The sequence below is a fragment of the Devosia sp. A369 genome (genome assembly GCF_054489345.1).
In genome coordinates this window covers 649,631-664,810 of record NZ_JBTMWV010000001.1, presented here as the reverse complement: position 1 = coordinate 664,810, position 15,180 = coordinate 649,631, and the positions used below count along the sequence as shown (strand labels likewise).

Below are 15,180 nucleotides of genomic sequence, written 5' to 3'. Positions count from 1 at the left end.
TGGTCGTTTGCGGTAGGCGTTCAGAGCAGTCGCAGGATCACCAATGCGACGAAGCCGGCGCCCAGGAACAGGCAAAGCGGGGAATAGACGCGGGCGTCATTGAGGCGGAAATTGGCTTCGGGAGTCTTTTCGGCCCACCAGGCGGTGTAGCCAATGATGCCGCGTGCCAGGAACATGATGGCGAGGGGCAGGCCCAGCAGCGTCAGGGGCAGGCCGCCGCTGGTGTGGTCGGCCAGTGCCAGGGCGAGGATGCCGGCAGCCAGGGTGACCACCGCCACGGCGAAGGAAGCCAGCCTGGGCGGCATGCGCTCGATATCGCGGAAGCCGACCACGGTCTGGGCCAGCAGCTTCTCGCCGCGGATCGGCCAGGTGAAGCCGAGTGACCACAGCAAATGCGCCGTCGATACGGCCAGCAGGGCGATGAACATGAAAGCGGCGATCAGCATGCTCATAAGCGGAAGAATCTCCTGGTGCGGAAGGAACGCGTGATCGGGGTGATAGCCGCCGCCTCACGCGCGAGCAACAGGGCTCAGGTGACGGTGTTGAACAGGCGGAAGATCCACGACAGCTTGTAGATGAGATAGACCGACACCAGCGTCAGGTGAAAATTCCGGTTTGGCGTCCAGATGGCGATAGCGCAAAGGGCGATGCCGATGGGCGCCTGCAGGGCGAATTCGAAGGCGAATTTGCTCCAATGGGCTTCGCCCTTGATATAGGTGTCGACCAGGTCGCAAAGAATATTGGTGATGAATAGTCCGAAGAACCAGGGGCGACGATTAAGGAAGAAATCCTCATAGCCGTCATATTCAGCCAGCGAATCAGGAAACAGCAGCGCCGCCTGCAGGAACAGCACGATGGTGTAGAGAAAAATGAAGAAGAAGACGCCGAAGGTCCAGTCGTCGAGCTGGAACAGCGCAAATTCCCACCACCAGAAGTGAATGAGTTCGAGCAGGATCGCGCCGACCCATAGCAATTGCAGCGTCGAGAAGGTTTTCCGCTTCGGATGTTGAACCAGACTGGACACGCCCAGCAATAGGCGGGAGATGCCTAGACCGACGACCATGCCCAAAACGATGCGGATGTGGGGAAAAAGCTCCGGCGCAGCGTGCGGGTCCATGGCTCACGGGGTGTTGATCAACTCCGAGCAAGTAAGCACAGCTTGGGCATCTTCGCCAAGCGTCATGTCGTAGAGGCTGGCATCGGCGCCCTTGGTCCACCAAACCCATTGCCCGGCGGCGTAACGCACGCCGGAAGCGGCGATGACGGCGGTAAACACCAGTTCTTCGGGTTCCTCGACAATCGGCACCAGTGCCAGGAAATTCGGCGCCGCGTTGATATAGGTCACGGTGAGCGGCTCGGCTGCCGCACAGTCATAATGCATGACGCGGCGCTCGAAGTCGGATTGAGTCGCCAGATTGATGGTGACCGAGGTTTCGACGGCCTGGGCGGCGCCAGGCGCGAGCAAGGTGGCGATGATGGCTGCGGCGAGCAGGGGATGCGTCATGGGTGGGGCCTCCGTTGGGTTGCGCCATGGTGCTTTCGGCACAAGGCGGAATTGGGTCAGAGACGATCGACCTGGGTGCCGGATGGCCGGAGCAGGTCCGGCCATGAGGGCGCAACGCAAATTGCTACGCTAGTTGGCCTGGGCGGTTTTTTCCCGGCGATAGATGGCGGCGGTGTAGTCGATGATCTGGTCGAGCAGGGCTTCGCCCGCGGCGATCTGCGGGTCGCCGCCCTGGGTGCGGGCAATCAGGGAGATGGCGAGAACCTGGATGACATAAGCATGCGCCGACCGGCCCTCGCGATGATGCTCATTGCCCTGGGCCTCGAAGGTGCGCAGCAATGTGTCATAGGTGGCGGGGGCCATGGTGCGCTTGGCGCTCGACCAATCGGCGGTTTTGAGGTCGTCCGCCAGATCCGCCGCCAGGCTGCCGAGCAGCCACATGGCTTCCTTGTCCTTCGAGCCGTTCTGCTGCAAATCCTTGAGCACTTCGACGAAGCGGATCTTGAATTCTTGTTCCTTGGTGATGGTCATGGGGCAGGTCCGGGTCAAGATGATTGGCTGCCCTTAAAGCATTTGTGCGGGCGGGACGCCATGGCGCGGGCGATAAATCCACGCGCGATGTTCGCGCGTGGAGCCTGATGCTTGAACTGGCGCTGGCAAAGCGGGGCTTAGCTGGCGGGCGTGAACTCGGCCAGAACGGTAGCGCCGTCATCCAGCAATTGCAGCTTGCCGCCGGTGATGGCGAAATTTTTGGTGGCTTCGAGCGCGGCGAAGAAGGCCTGCTCCTGATCCAGCCCGGGGCACGCCATCATGGTCGAGAAGGTTTGGCTGATGGCGATGCCGTTCGGGGTCGGTTCGAGCTTGCCGCCATAGGAATTGCAGCCGCCATTGCCGTTCACGCTGTCGGCAGAAAACATCAGGGTCGAGGTGACGTCTGCGGCGGAGGCCGCGCCGCCGAGTTCAGTCAACTGCCAGCTGGTGCCGATCAGATCGGCCAGCGGGTCGCCATCGGCCGCCGCCGGGAGGGACAGCAAAGCGAGGGTGGCGAGACTCAGCAGGGTCGGGCGCAGCATAGATATTCTCCTTGTTCCGGTGGCAGGCTTGGCCGGTGATTGTGGCGGATTTCGACCCTGGAGGGCAAAACCTATCGGCCGGGCAGGGTCTGGTCTCTTCATTCGCCGATCACAGATGCGCGGCGGGGGAACCCTTGTCGTCCGGTCCCGTTATCCGAACGAACCCGGACGGCAGTCAACGTCATCATCCGGACGCTGTTTTGGTGTCGGTCCTCCCCGACACCAAGCGATCGGTGGACTGCTGCAGAGGCTGACGCTCCTTTGTGGTGTCTCCGGTGGGGGCGCGAAACTTCGGTTTCGCGCCCTTCTTTTTTGCCGTGGCGCTTGCATTTTTGAGCCAACGCCGCTCATGGTCGAATATCATTCGAGACTTCAGGGAAAGCGCGCAATGGTATTGCCGATCGACGCGGTGGACCGAAAGCTGCTGCGGCTGCTGCAGGTGGATAGCCGCAAGAGCGTGCAGATGCTCGGCGAGGCCGTGGGGTTGTCGGCTTCGGCCTGTCACCGGCGGCTCAAGGCGCTGGAGGATCAGGGGCTAATCGAGGCGTATCGGGCGGTGCTCAATGCCGGGCGGCTCGGCTATTCGATGCAGTTCTTCATCGAGGTGGGGCTGATCAGCCAGAGCGAGGCGGCGCTGGAGGCCTTCGAGGCCGCCGTGCAGGACATTCCAGAAGTGCTCGAATGCCACCTGATGGCGGGGCAGTCCGACTATATTTTGCGCGTGGTCTGTCAGGATCACGATGATTTCGAGCGGCTGCATCGCCGGCTCAGTGCGCGTTTGCCGGGCGTGGCGCGGATTCACTCCAATATGAGCATCCGCACCGTCAAGGCGCGTACCGGGCTGCCGATTTAGCAGCGGTCAGGCAATGGCGGTCTGGGCCGCGATCGGCCGATCGACGCTATAGATTTTAATGACCGGTTCGCCAATGAGCAGCGTGCCGGCCAAAATCAGTGCGGCACCGCCCTTGCGGCAGAGAAAGATGATGTTGTTGGCGACGCCGGCGGTGCGCCAGAGCAAGCGCCGGACCATGCCATCCAACCCGCCCTTAATGCCGAGCGAAGGCAGGCTAGTTTCAACGGCCAGATCATGCTGCGCCAGCGTGGCGCGAACATCGGCCATGTCATAGCGCCGGTAGCGCCCATCCTTGTTGAACAGCGACCACAAGATTCCGGCGCGGCGGTCGAGAATGTCGAAATAGAACTGCCCGCCCGGCTTGAGGAAGGGGGCGTAACGCTCCAACACTGCGTAAAAATCGACATATTTGGTGTAGAACATGTCGTTGACGACGATCACGTCATATTGCTGGCTGGGCTCGAAGGCCATGACATCGCAGACCTCGAAGCTGGAGGGGGCGATCAGGCCGGCGTCGACCAGGCTGGTGTGCAAGGGCGCCAGCAAACCATCAATATCGATGCTGTCGATGCGCTTGCAGGCCGGCGACAGGTAAAATTCCATGGCGAAGGGGCCGCTGGCAATATTGAGGACAGTCTTGCCCGCCAGATGCGGCTCGAGCGTGCGTCGCATGATGTCGAAGCGGCGCGCATTGACGAAGAAGCGGATCTCGCCGGCATCGCGCCCCGCGAGATGGGTGAACAATAAATCTTCGTATTTTTTCTGCCGCGCCAGCATATCCAGCAGTCCCCCCGGTGCTGCCAACATTATATCGTCAGATGACGACGACTAGGCAATAGAAGGCATGACCTGCTGGTTAATGGCTGCGAATAGTTTGCGCGACTGTTCGCTATAGTCCTGACGTCAGGTTCAGCCGGTCGAGCACTGCCCGATCGGCCGGATCGACCATGCCGACCAGAAAGCGTGTCACGATGCGCCGGGAATCGGGAGGCAGGGCGGCGATGGCGGCGGTGATGCGGCTGGCCTGCGTAGCCGAGAGCGTACCAAAGAACTGCCGGCCCTTGTCGGTGGCGTGGAGCAGGCGCTGGCGACGGTCGGAATGGCCGGTCTTTTGCTCGATATAGCCATTGTCGATCAGTTGCCGCAGCACGCGGGCCAGGCTCTGCTTGGTGATCTTGAGGATATCGAGCAGATCGGCGACCGGCATGCCGGGGCGCAAATTGACGAAATACAGCACACGGTGGTGGGCCCGGCCAAAATCCTGGCGCCCGAGCAGGGCATCGGCATCGCCGGTAAAATCGCGATAGGCGAAAAAGAACAGCCCCATAATGTCGAGCGGCAGATCCTGACCGCCGGGCGGCACGGAATTTATGTCAGCTATGTTGACATGTTTTAGGTTCGCTGCCATTCTCTTCCCATCAGGACGCCATTTCGTCTTATCCACCAGCCTTTGCGGTTTGCCAAGGCCCTGGGCCTCGGGCATGATCGGCGTCAATAGGGCGGCCGTGAAGAATGGCGCCTGTTCGAAATTTATCGGGAGTGGATTATGGCAGGCGTGCCTATGGACCAGCGTGATGGCTGGATCTGGTTTGACGGCGAACTCAAACCCTGGAAAGACGCGAAGGTTCACGTATTAACGCACGGGCTGCACTATGCCAGCTCGGTGTTTGAAGGTGAGCGCGCCTATGGCGGGGAAATCTTCAAGTCGCGCGAACATACCGAGCGGTTGATCCGCTCGGCGGCGACGCTCGACATGACAATGCCCTGGACGGTCGATCAGATCGAGGATGCCAAGCGGCTGGTGCTGGACAAGAATGGCCTGGTTGACGCCTATGTGCGTCCCGTGGCCTGGCGCGGCTCGGAAGAGCTGAGCGTTCCCGCCCGCAACAACACGGTGCATCTGGCGATCGCTGCCTGGGTGTGGCCGAGCTATTTTTCGGTCGAGGAGAAGCTCAAGGGCATTCGCCTCGAATGGAGCAAGTGGAAGCGCCCGTCGCCGGAGACCATTCCGTCTTCGGCCAAGGCGGCCGGCCTCTACATGATCTGCACCCTGTCCAAGGACGCGGCGATGGCCAATGGCTATGCCGACGCGCTGATGCTGGACTATCGCGGCTATGTCGCGGAAGCCACTGGCGCCAACGTGTTCTTCATCAAGGGCAAGGACATCACCACGCCGACCCCGGATTGCTTCCTCAACGGCATTACCCGCCAGACGCTGATCGCGCTGGCCAAGCGCAATGGCTTCACGGTCACCGAGCGCCATATCATGCCTGAGGAACTGAGCCAGTTCGACGAGTGCTTCCTGACGGGGACCGCCGCCGAGGTTACGCCAGTCAGCGTGATCGGGGATTACAAGTTTACCCCGGGCGATGGCTGCCGCACGCTGATCGACGCCTACACCGCCGAAGTTCAGCCCAAGCGCGCTGCCGCTGCTGAGTAAGCGGATTCAATTTGTGAAAAAGCCGGGCCAAGTGCCCGGCTTTTTTTTGTTTTTGTGGAGACATACCCCAACCACGGTGTCACCCCGGCGAAAGCCGGGGCCCATCCTGAGATGCGCGGCAACCCACATCTCAGGATGGGTCCCGGATCAAGTCCGGGATGACATCGTGGGTGGTGCTGGTTTGGTGCAAGATAGTTCCGGCAGGGCTTCCTGCTTATTCCCAACGCGCCTTTGCCGCGTCATCGGCGGCCTTGGCTTCGATCCAGTGGCTACCCTGCGGTCCGCTTTCCTGTTTCCAGAACGGGGCGTCGGTCTTGAGGTAGTCCATTAGGAATTCGGCGCCCTTGAAGGCGGCGTCGCGGTGGGGCGAGAGGGTCATCACCTGGACGATGGGCTCGCCGGGGCCGAGGGTGCCATAGCGGTGGATCACCGTGGCGGCCAGCAGGCCGAAGCGGGCCGTGGCCTGGTCGATGATGGCGGTGAGCTGGTTGATGGCCAGCTCGGGATAGCATTCCAGCGTCAAGGCGGTGATCGGATCGGCGGGATTGGAGCGGACGACGCCGGTGAAGGTGACGGCGGCGCCGGCGCCATTACCAGCGGCGAGGAAGGCGTTGGTTTCGGCACCGGGATCGAAGGAGTCAGGGGAGACGCGGACACTCATTTCAGCCCCCGGTCATCGGCGGAAACAGGGCGACGACGCTGGCACCAACGATTGATGCGTCGTGGCTGACCAGCTTGGCACCGACGGCGGCCTTGATCAGGCTGCGCTTTTCCACCGCCAGGGCAAAGGCTTCGTCGCGGGAGGCCAGCCAGTCGATGAGGTCAGCGACGGTGGCGACTTCAGCGGGCGGCGACACCTCTTCTTCGCCGCGATTGAGGCGTTCGCGCAGCCAGGCGAAATAGAGGATCTTCATTTCGGCTCTTCGACCAGATGCGGCCAGCTGGCGCGCAGATATTGAAAGCCGGTCCACAAGGTCAGCGCGCCGGCAACCCACAGCACCACATCGCTGGTGAGGCGCAGGCCGGGGATGATACGCTCGAGCAGCACGATGGCGAGCGCCACCAATTGTAGCGTGGTCTTCCACTTGGCCAGCCAGCTGACCGGCAGCACGATTTTGGTATTGCCGAGGAATTCGCGCAGGCCGGAGACGAAGAACTCGCGGAACAGAATAATGCAGACCGGGATCATGTCGAGGCCGGAGAAGCTGCCATCCCAGGCGAGTGCGGCGATGAGAATGCCGACCAGCAGCTTGTCGGCAATCGGGTCAAGCATGCGACCGAGGGGTGAATACTGGTTCCAGGCGCGGGCCAGATAACCGTCGAGCCAATCGCTGGCGGCGGCGATCACATAGATGATCAGCGCGATCAGTCGCAGCACCACATCGCCCTGCATCACCAGCCAGACAATGGGAATGATCGCCAGGATACGGGCGACGGTGATCAGATTTGGAACGAGGAGGAGCGGGTTTCTGGCCATGGGGCGACAGAACAGGAATGGGGGGAGGGGGTCAAGGGTGTGGCGCGCTCTCATCAACCACCGGACGGCACCTCCCCCTTGACGGGGGAGGCTAGGAGGGGGTGCGAGAGCCCCGATGAATTGGGGCCAATCCAACCCCCACCCTTGATCGCCATTCGAGCGTAGCTCTCATGGCCTTCTCACCTAAAATCGCTCCGTCGGAGCGATTTTGCCTGCGGCCGGCTCGAAGCCCCGCAAGGGGGAGGGTGTCGACTGCGACAATGGCGTTACGCCACAGCCTGATTGGTCACGGCGCGGCGCTGGGTGACGGAGTCGGCGAGGGCTTCGAGGGCGGTTACGGTGGTGTCCCAATCGATGCAGCCGTCGGTGATGGACTGGCCATAGACCAGTTCGCGGCCGGGGATGAGGTCCTGGCGGCCGGCGATGAGGTTGGATTCGACCATGACGCCGATGATGCGGCGGTCGCCGGCGGCCATCTGGGCGCCGATATCGGCGAGCACGTCGGGCTGATTTTCCGGCTTCTTGGACGAATTGGCGTGGCTGGCATCGATCATGATGGTCGGGGCGAGGCCAGATTTTTCGGCTAGAGCGGCGGCGGCGTCGACACTGGCGGCGTCGTAATTGGGGGCTTTGCCGCCGCGCAGGATGATGTGGCAATCCTCATTGCCGGTGGTGGCGGCAATGGCGAACTGGCCGTCCTTGGTGACGGCGAGGAAATGGTGCGACTGGCTGGCCGAGGCGACGGCATCGAGAGCGATCCGCACATTGCCGTCGGTGCCGTTCTTGAAGCCGACCGGACAGGACAGGCCCGAGGCCAGCTCACGGTGAATCTGGCTTTCGGTGGTGCGGGCGCCGATGGCGGCCCAGCTGACCAGATCGGCAATGTATTGCGGCGTGGTCATGTCGAGGAATTCGCAAGCGGCGGGCAGGCCGAGATTGTTGATGTCGAGCAGCAGGGCGCGGGCGGTGTGCAGGCCGACATCGATCTGGAAGCTGCCATCGAGATTGGGGTCGTTGATCAGGCCCTTCCAGCCGACCGTGGTGCGCGGCTTTTCGAAGTAGACGCGCATGATGATCTCCAGCCGGTCGCCCAGGGATTCGCGCAGCGCGACGAGGCGCTTGGCGTAATCCAGCGCCGCAGCGGGATCGTGAATGGAGCAGGGGCCGACGACGACGGCGAGGCGGTCATCCGAGCCGGCAAGGATATTGTGGAAGGCGTGACGGGCGCTGATGACGGTGCGGGTGGCGGCGTCGGTGCGCGGATGCTGGCGCATCACCTCGATCGGGGTGGTCAGCGGCTTGATGGCGGTAATGCGAAGGTCGTCGGTAGATTTGAGCATTTGGTGGTCTCCTCGAGGAATTTTCGGGGAGGCGGCCAATAAAAAAGCCGCCTCGGGTGGGGGCGGCTGGCTCGGTGTTTGGTCGTATCTTGTGAGATCAGATCAAGCGCGCAATAGCCTCCGCCGGGAGCGGATAGCTAAACCAAAACGAAACGGTGGCGACGGAGCGGATCATGGCGGTGGTTGTAGCGCCGGAAGTTGGGACTGTCGAGTCTGACTTTGGTAGGGGCGCTTGGGGGCCTATTCCACCCGATTGAAATGATCGTAGATCAGCTGGGCCATGGCGTTGGAGATGCCGGGGACGGCGGCGAGGTCGGCGAGGGAGGCGCGGCCGGTGGCTTTGGCGGAGCCGAAATGGTTGAGCAAAGCGCGCTTGCGGGTGGGGCCGATGCCCTCGATTTCATCGAGCGGGTTTTTCACCGCCTCCTTTTTGCGCTTGGCGCGGTGGGTGCCGATGGCGAAGCGGTGGGCTTCGTCGCGCAGGCGCTGGACGTAATACAGCACCGGATCGCGATGCGGCAGCATGAAGGCTTCGCGGCCTTCCATGAAGAATTTTTCGCGGCCGGCGTCGCGTTCCTCGCCCTTGGCGATGCCGATAAAGATCACCTCCTTGGGCAGGTTGAGTTCGGCGATGACTTCGCGCACGGCGTTGAGCTGGCCGGCGCCGCCGTCGATGAATACCACGTCGGGCCAGTCGGGCATGCCGGTGGTGTCGTCCTCGGCCTCGTTGTCGCTCTCATTGGCAAGGCGGGTGAAGCGGCGCGTCAGCACTTCGCGCATCATGCCGAAATCGTCGCCGGCGGTGATGTCGGATTTGATGTTGAAGGTGCGGTAGTGCTTTTTGGAAAAGCCTTCCTCGCCCGCCACCACCATGGCGCCGACCATGTTGGTGCCCGAGATATGCGAGTTGTCGTAGGTTTCGATGCGGCGCGGCACGTCTTCGAGGCCGAAGGTTTCGGCCACGCCTTCGAGCAGCACGCGGTTGGTAGCGCCTTCGGCGAGCTGGCGGCCCAGCGCCTCGCGGGCATTGTTGAGGGCGTGATTGACCAGGTCGCGCTTTTCGCCGCGCTTGGGCTGCTCGATATAGACGCGGCGGCCGGCGCGGGTGGAGAGCGCCTCGGTCATCACCTCGGGTTCGGACAGCTCGTGGCTGATCAGCACCAGCCTGGCCGGGGTGCGGTTTTCGTAGAACTGGCCGATAAAGGCTTCCAGCACCTCGGCGTCGGAGAGACTGGCGTCGGCGCGGGGGCGATAGGGGTAATTGCCCCAGTTCTGGAAGGCGCGGAAGAAGAACACCTGCACGCAGAACTGGCCGCCTTCGTGATGGATGGCGAAGACGTCGGCCTCTTCCACCGTCTTGGCGGTGGCGTCGCCCTGCGACTGGACCAGCGCCAGCGCCGAGAGGCGGTCGCGCAGCAGGGCAGCGCGTTCGAAATCAAGCTGTTCGGCGGCCTGGTTCATGTCGTGCTGCAAATGATCGCGCACGCCCTTGGATTTGCCCGAGAGGAACAGACGCGCGTCCTCGACCAGCTCGGCATAGCCTTCCAGCGAAATCTCGCGGGTGCAGGGAGCGGCGCAGCGCTTGATCTGGAATTGGAGGCAGGGACGGGTGCGGGCGGCGTAGAAACTGTCCGAGCAATTGCGCAGCAGAAACGCCTTTTGCAGGCTGGCAATGGTGCGGCCAACGGCGGTGGCCGAGGCGAAGGGGCCGAAATAATGACCCTGCCGGCGACGCGTGCCGCGATGCTTGGTCAGTTCGGGCGCCTCGTGATCGGTGGCGATGAGGATATAGGGAAAGCTCTTGTCGTCGCGCAGCAACACGTTGAAGCGGGGTTTCAGCCGCTTGATCATGTTGGCTTCGAGCAGCAGCGCTTCGGACTCGGTCTCGGTGACCACGAATTCCATGCTGGTGGTCGCGGCGATCATGCGCTGCAGGCGGACTTCGAGGCCGTCGGGGCGGGTGTAATTGGTGACGCGGGCCTTGAGGCTCCGTGCCTTGCCCACATACATGACTTCGCCATCCGCATTGAGCATACGGTAAACGCCGGGGGCGGCGGGCAGGGTACGGACGAAGGCGCGGATGACTTCGTGGCCGCTGGGCGGGGGCGTGGTGTCGTCGGTCATAGCCGGGGCGTCGGTTTGCTCTTGGGCAGATATTCGAGATGCTCGCCGCCGTCGAGCGCCAGCATCTGGCCGGTCATGGACGGAGTGTTGAGCAACATTATGACGCCATCGGCGATGGCCTCGGGGCCGGCATGACGCTGCAACGGCAAGGCGGCGACGGAGCGTTCGAATTCGGCCTGGCTCTGGCGGGTATGCGGCAGCACCGGGCCGGGGCCGATGGCATTGACGCGAATGGATGGGGCCAGCGATTGCGCCAGGGTGCGGGTGGCCGACCACAGCACTGCCTTGGAGAGGCTGTAGCTGAAATAGGCCGGCGTCGGATGCAGCACGCGCTCATCGACCAGATTGACGATATTGCCGTCGACGCCTGCCGGCAGTTGCGCGGCGAAGTCGCGGGCGAGGAAAATCGGCGCCTCGGCATGGATGGCGAAATGCTGGTCCCACAGCGCCTCATCGACATCGCGGGCACTGTCGGGTTCGAAGGTGGAGGCGTTGTTGACCAGCACGGTGAGCGGGCCGAAATGGCTGGCGGCCTGCGCGATCAGCGTGGCGCGCTGCGAGCGGTCGGCGAGGTCGGCCTGGATGATTTCGGCGCATCCACCCTGCTGGCGGATGCCGTCGCGCACCGCAGCGGCACCCTCGGCGTTGCTGCGATAATGGATGATGACCTGGTGACCGGCACGGGCTAGCGCCTGGGCAATGGCGGCGCCAATGCGGTCGCTGGCCCCGGTGACGAGCGCGGCGGAATGAGCGGGTGGTGAGTTGGTGCGATTCGACATGATGGCTGTGTGGGACCTTGTGGCCGGACCATAGGCCGCTTTGGCGGCTTTCTTCAATGCCGGAGAGGGCCGGTTTACCGGGGGCTGCTGACAGTTTCAGACAGGAGCGTTGTCCTTTTGTTGCACCAGAATCGGGCGTAGGCTCTTGTTGTTACGGCAAGCCATTAGCTTGCGGGCACTCCATGAGGGGGGAAGTAAATGGAAGTCATCGTGCCTATCCTCGTCCAGCTCATCGCCGGCGGCGCCGGTGGTAACATTATCGGCCAACTGGCCAAATCGCTCAATCTCGGCACGGCCGGCAACTCGATCGTGGGCGCGGTCGGGGGCATCGCCGGAACCTGGCTGGCCAGCATGATTCCGGGCCTCGATGGCCTGGTTGGTGCGGCTGCGAGCGCTGCGGGAACGGCAGGCGCGGCCGGTGGCCTCGACTTTGCTGCACTGGCCGGGCAGGGCGCCACCGGGCTGGTCAGCGGCGGCGTGCTCACGGCCATTGCGGGGCTGATCAAGTCGGCTATGGCCAAGGCCTGAGCTTTGCGATAGCGCTTTGAACGCCCCGACACCTCGCTGTGCCGGGGCGTTTTCACGTCCATTGATTGCCCATCGCCATGTCCATTCCCGTTGCCGATGCTCGTGCCGACAATATCGGCCGCGCCATCTTCCTGACGCTCATCACCATTGTGGTCTTCGGCGTGCAGGATGCCCTGGCCAAAATTCTGGTGCAGACCTACTCGCCGTTCCAGATCACCATGATGCGCTATTGGGGCTTTGCCGCTTTTTCGCTGCTTCTGGTGATGCGGCAGGCGCCGCTGCGCCAGGCCTTTGCTTCGAAAAAACCGCTGTGGCAGGTGCTGCGCGGCGTGCTGCTGATGGCCGATATCTGGTTGTTCGCGCTGGCGCTGCAGACCGTGCCGCTGGGCGAATTGCAGGCCATCACCCTGGTTTATCCGCTGCTGGTGACGCTGTTCGCCATTCCCATTCTCGGCGAAAAGGTGGGCATTTTCCGTTTTGCCGCGGTGGGCATCGGGTTCCTTGGCGCCTTGGTGATCGTGCGGCCGGGCGGCCTGCCGCTGGATTGGGGCGTGCTGTTCGCGCTGGCTTCGGCAACGCTTTATGCGATTTATATCGTGGTGACCCGCAAGGTCGGCCGGCACGATAGCGCGGCGACCAGCATGATCTATACCGCGACCATCGGGCTGGTGATGTCGGGGGCGGTGGGCGTATTTTTCTGGCAGCCGATGGGCTGGAACGATGTGCTGATGGTGATGACCATCATGGTGACCACCAGCATCGGGCACGGGCTGATGATGCTGGCGCTCTCGATGGCGCCGGCCAGCGTGGTGCAGCCGTTCAATTATTTCTCGCTTCCCTGCGCCATTGTGCTCAGCGTGGTGGTGTTCAACCACTGGATCGACCCGATCTCGCTGATCGGCACGGCCATCATTGTCGGAGCGGGGCTGGTGGTGATGGCGCGTGAGCGCATCAAGCGGGTGCCGGTGGTGGCCGATCCGCGTCTGCCGGGGCAGGAATAGCAAAACGCCGCCCCGAAGGGCGGCGTTCAAAACATTAGTTGCCCATGCAGAAATAGCCGTTGGGACCATTAAAGCAGACGCTGCCGCCATTGTTGCCCGGCCAGGGCTGCGGGCGCGGCGGGCGCGGGTTCCAGTGGGGCGGACGCGGCGGGCGTGGGTTCCACTGCGGCGGGCGATCCCACCCATTGTCCCAGCCACTATCATTATCCCAACCGCCACCGGGACGACCGGGGCGGCCGCGATCGAGATAATTGGCGGAAACCCAGCCATCCGGGCCGCTCTTGACCACATAGCACCAGCTGCCGCGGCACTGCTGCACGTCGACCCGTTCGCCGCGGCGCAGCGTATCGATGGCGCTGTAATGCGTGCCCGGACCCGAGCGCACATTCACATTGCCGGTGGCGACTGCCGGGGCTGCAAAGGCCGCGGCAGACGTCGCCAGAAGCGCCAGGGCGGCGAGGCCGCCAGCCATGAGTTTCTTGCTCAAAACCATATTGGTTCTCCTTGTCTGTTAGGCATTGCCTGCCTGTGACCCTAGAAAACACTTTTACGGATGAACCAGACCTGAATGGTCCGCTCAGATTTACTTCAAAGGCGCAGCAGCGCCACGAAACGCTTGAGGCGCTCGCCCAGCTGCTTGCGCTGTTTGGGCTTGAGTTCGCCCATCAGCGCTTCTTCCAGCTGGCTCCAGTGATCGGCCAGACTGTTGCGGATGCGTACACCCCGTTCGGTGAGGGCAATGCCCGGCGCCAGTTCGGGGCCAACGGCCTGGCGAATGACCAGGCCCCGCTCGATCAGGCGGGTGAGGCGGGCCACCAGAGCGGCCTCGGGCAGGCCTAGCTCGGCGGCCAGCTCGGCTTCGGTGGTGCCGGAGCGGCCCAGCTCAAACAGCACGGCGTCGTCGCCCGGTTCCAGTCCCTTCTCGAGCAAAGGCAGCAGCAGCGCCTTATGCGCGAGCTGGCCGGCTTCGATGAGCCGGTAGAGAGTGGATCGGGATGAAGGTCTGGACATAGGCAGGAAAATAGTCCGGCTCCTCGGTCACGTCGATTGGCGTCCTATCCTATCGTTAATCGTGGACGGACCAAGGCCAGTTATTGTTCACCCAGCGCAGGTGAGTTATGCGTAGATTACCTCGCTGACGTGAACGGAGTGCCATGACGCAGGACCTCGCCCGCATCCGTGCTTTCGTTCAGGTCTTCGACGCCGCCGGGTTTTCGGCGGCCGCGCGCCAGCATGGGCGCTCCAAAGCACTGCTCAGCAAATATGTCACCGATCTCGAGGATTATCTCGGGGTTCGGCTGATGAACCGCACCACGCGCAAGCTCAGCCTGACCGAGGCGGGGGAAGCCTATTACCGCGAAGCCAGCGCGCTGTTGCAGCAGCTGGACGATCTCGACGCCACCATTACCGATCAGACCGCGGCACCGCGCGGGCTGCTGCGGGTGTCGGCGCCGCGCAATTTCGGCGAGTCGACATTGGCGCCGGCGATTTACGATTATCTCAAGAAATATCCCAAGGTGACGCTCGATCTGCGGCTAGAGGATCGCTATGTCGACCTGATCGACGAGGGGATAGACGTGGCGCTGCGCATTTCGACGCTCGGCGATTCCTCGCTGATCGCGCGCAAGATTGCCGATATGCAGGTGGTGGTGGGAGCGGCGCCAGAGCTGCTCAAGCTGCATGGCACGCCCAAGCATCCCGAGGATTTGCGGCATCTGCCCTGCATTGTCGACGTCAATCTGCAGGGGCAGTCGAACTGGCGCTTTGTCGAGGATGGCAAGACCATTTCGGTGCCGGTCAATGGGCCGCTGCGGGTCAATTCCCCGCTGGCGGCGCGGCAGGCGGCGGTGATGGGTCTCGGATTTGTCGTATTGCCATCCTATCTGGCCGATCCGGCAGTGAACAGCGGCGAGCTGGTGCCGGTGCTGGGTGAATATTTGCCGACCGGACAGACGCTACAGGCGGTCTATCCGCATCGGCGGCATCTGGCGGGCAAGGTGCGGGCGCTGATCGACCATCTGGTCGAGTGGTTCCAGAACCATCCTATCGGTTAAGGGCAGG

The 15,180-nt window shown here is 62.8% G+C and carries 20 protein-coding genes; 5 read left to right on the top strand and 15 right to left on the bottom strand.

From position 1 onward, the window contains the following. Window positions 1–20: 20 nt before the first annotated feature. From ACX3OZ_RS03310 to ACX3OZ_RS03290, 5 genes are all read right to left on the bottom strand, one after another. Window positions 21–452: a DUF3995 domain-containing protein gene (locus ACX3OZ_RS03310; RefSeq protein ID WP_459094856.1), complete on the bottom strand. Its 432-nt coding sequence runs from the start codon at window positions 450–452 to the stop codon at window positions 21–23. A 77-nt stretch (window positions 453–529) separates the two neighbouring features. Next, window positions 530–1,063: a hypothetical protein gene (locus ACX3OZ_RS03305; RefSeq protein ID WP_459103816.1), complete on the bottom strand. Its 534-nt coding sequence runs from the start codon at window positions 1,061–1,063 to the stop codon at window positions 530–532. Window positions 1,064–1,120: 57 nt separating this feature from the next. Further along, window positions 1,121–1,504: an MliC family protein gene (locus tag ACX3OZ_RS03300; RefSeq protein ID WP_459094858.1), complete on the bottom strand. Its 384-nt coding sequence runs from the start codon at window positions 1,502–1,504 to the stop codon at window positions 1,121–1,123. Window positions 1,505–1,633: 129 nt separating this feature from the next. Further along, window positions 1,634–2,035: a hypothetical protein gene (locus ACX3OZ_RS03295; protein ID WP_459103815.1), complete on the bottom strand. Its 402-nt coding sequence runs from the start codon at window positions 2,033–2,035 to the stop codon at window positions 1,634–1,636. A gap of 137 nt (window positions 2,036–2,172) precedes the next feature. Then, window positions 2,173–2,577 (bottom strand): META domain-containing protein, encoded by a 405-nt coding sequence (locus ACX3OZ_RS03290; RefSeq protein ID WP_459103814.1) that lies wholly within the window; start codon window positions 2,575–2,577, stop codon window positions 2,173–2,175. A gap of 388 nt (window positions 2,578–2,965) precedes the next feature. Here ACX3OZ_RS03290 and ACX3OZ_RS03285 point away from each other — a divergent pair, with 388 nt between their 5' ends. After that, entirely contained in the window at window positions 2,966–3,430 is a 465-nt protein-coding gene (locus ACX3OZ_RS03285) for an Lrp/AsnC family transcriptional regulator (protein WP_459103813.1), read from the top strand. 6 nt (window positions 3,431–3,436) lie between these two features. Here the strand turns inward: ACX3OZ_RS03285 and ACX3OZ_RS03280 are convergent, their stop codons facing one another. Both ACX3OZ_RS03280 and ACX3OZ_RS03275 read right to left on the bottom strand, forming a co-directional pair. Beyond that, the gene (locus ACX3OZ_RS03280; protein WP_459103812.1) at window positions 3,437–4,237 is read right to left on the bottom strand and encodes a class I SAM-dependent methyltransferase; all 801 of its coding nucleotides are present in this window, start codon (window positions 4,235–4,237) and stop codon (window positions 3,437–3,439) included. 82 nt (window positions 4,238–4,319) lie between these two features. Then, entirely contained in the window at window positions 4,320–4,838 is a 519-nt protein-coding gene (locus ACX3OZ_RS03275; RefSeq protein ID WP_459103811.1) for a MarR family winged helix-turn-helix transcriptional regulator, read from the bottom strand. Window positions 4,839–4,976: 138 nt separating this feature from the next. Here ACX3OZ_RS03275 and ACX3OZ_RS03270 point away from each other — a divergent pair, with 138 nt between their 5' ends. Then, window positions 4,977–5,870 (top strand): branched-chain amino acid aminotransferase, encoded by an 894-nt coding sequence (locus ACX3OZ_RS03270; protein ID WP_459103810.1) that lies wholly within the window; start codon window positions 4,977–4,979, stop codon window positions 5,868–5,870. 214 nt (window positions 5,871–6,084) lie between these two features. Here the strand turns inward: ACX3OZ_RS03270 and ACX3OZ_RS03265 are convergent, their stop codons facing one another. The 6 genes from ACX3OZ_RS03265 to ACX3OZ_RS03240 form a co-directional block, all read right to left on the bottom strand. Beyond that, a complete protein-coding gene (locus tag ACX3OZ_RS03265) occupies window positions 6,085–6,531 on the bottom strand; it encodes a molybdenum cofactor biosynthesis protein MoaE (RefSeq protein WP_459103809.1) in 447 nt (148 codons plus the stop codon). 1 nt (window position 6,532) lies between these two features. Beyond that, the gene (gene moaD, locus ACX3OZ_RS03260) at window positions 6,533–6,784 is read right to left on the bottom strand and encodes a molybdopterin converting factor subunit 1 (RefSeq protein ID WP_459103808.1); all 252 of its coding nucleotides are present in this window, start codon (window positions 6,782–6,784) and stop codon (window positions 6,533–6,535) included. Continuing rightward, window positions 6,781–7,347, bottom strand: coding sequence for a CDP-diacylglycerol--glycerol-3-phosphate 3-phosphatidyltransferase (pgsA, locus tag ACX3OZ_RS03255; RefSeq protein WP_459103807.1), 567 nt, complete (start codon window positions 7,345–7,347; stop codon window positions 6,781–6,783). Before pgsA ends, moaD begins: the two co-directional genes overlap by 4 nt. A 266-nt stretch (window positions 7,348–7,613) precedes the next feature. Further along, the gene (locus ACX3OZ_RS03250) at window positions 7,614–8,687 is read right to left on the bottom strand and encodes a 3-deoxy-7-phosphoheptulonate synthase (RefSeq protein ID WP_459103806.1); all 1,074 of its coding nucleotides are present in this window, start codon (window positions 8,685–8,687) and stop codon (window positions 7,614–7,616) included. 240 nt (window positions 8,688–8,927) lie between these two features. Then, entirely contained in the window at window positions 8,928–10,811 is a 1,884-nt protein-coding gene (uvrC, locus tag ACX3OZ_RS03245) for an excinuclease ABC subunit UvrC (RefSeq protein ID WP_459094869.1), read from the bottom strand. After that, window positions 10,808–11,590 (bottom strand): SDR family oxidoreductase, encoded by a 783-nt coding sequence (locus tag ACX3OZ_RS03240; protein ID WP_459103805.1) that lies wholly within the window; start codon window positions 11,588–11,590, stop codon window positions 10,808–10,810. Before ACX3OZ_RS03240 ends, uvrC begins: the two co-directional genes overlap by 4 nt. Before the next feature lie 210 nt (window positions 11,591–11,800). On the opposite strand from ACX3OZ_RS03240, the gene ACX3OZ_RS03235 reads away from it, so the two are divergent. Beyond that, complete coding sequence (locus ACX3OZ_RS03235) at window positions 11,801–12,118, top strand: hypothetical protein (RefSeq protein WP_459103804.1); 318 nt, start codon at window positions 11,801–11,803, stop codon at window positions 12,116–12,118. Between the two features lie 77 nt (window positions 12,119–12,195). Beyond that, on the top strand, window positions 12,196–13,119 hold the full coding sequence (locus ACX3OZ_RS03230) for a DMT family transporter (protein ID WP_459094872.1): 924 nt from the start codon (window positions 12,196–12,198) through the stop codon (window positions 13,117–13,119). Window positions 13,120–13,153: 34 nt separating this feature from the next. On the opposite strand, the gene ACX3OZ_RS03225 is transcribed toward ACX3OZ_RS03230, so the two are convergent. Continuing rightward, complete coding sequence (locus ACX3OZ_RS03225; protein ID WP_459103803.1) at window positions 13,154–13,612, bottom strand: SH3 domain-containing protein; 459 nt, start codon at window positions 13,610–13,612, stop codon at window positions 13,154–13,156. Window positions 13,613–13,707: 95 nt separating this feature from the next. Continuing rightward, a complete protein-coding gene (locus tag ACX3OZ_RS03220; RefSeq protein WP_459094874.1) occupies window positions 13,708–14,130 on the bottom strand; it encodes a MarR family winged helix-turn-helix transcriptional regulator in 423 nt (140 codons plus the stop codon). 143 nt (window positions 14,131–14,273) lie between these two features. On the opposite strand from ACX3OZ_RS03220, the gene ACX3OZ_RS03215 reads away from it, so the two are divergent. Then, window positions 14,274–15,173 (top strand): LysR family transcriptional regulator, encoded by a 900-nt coding sequence (locus ACX3OZ_RS03215; protein WP_459094875.1) that lies wholly within the window; start codon window positions 14,274–14,276, stop codon window positions 15,171–15,173. Window positions 15,174–15,180 lie beyond the last annotated feature (7 nt).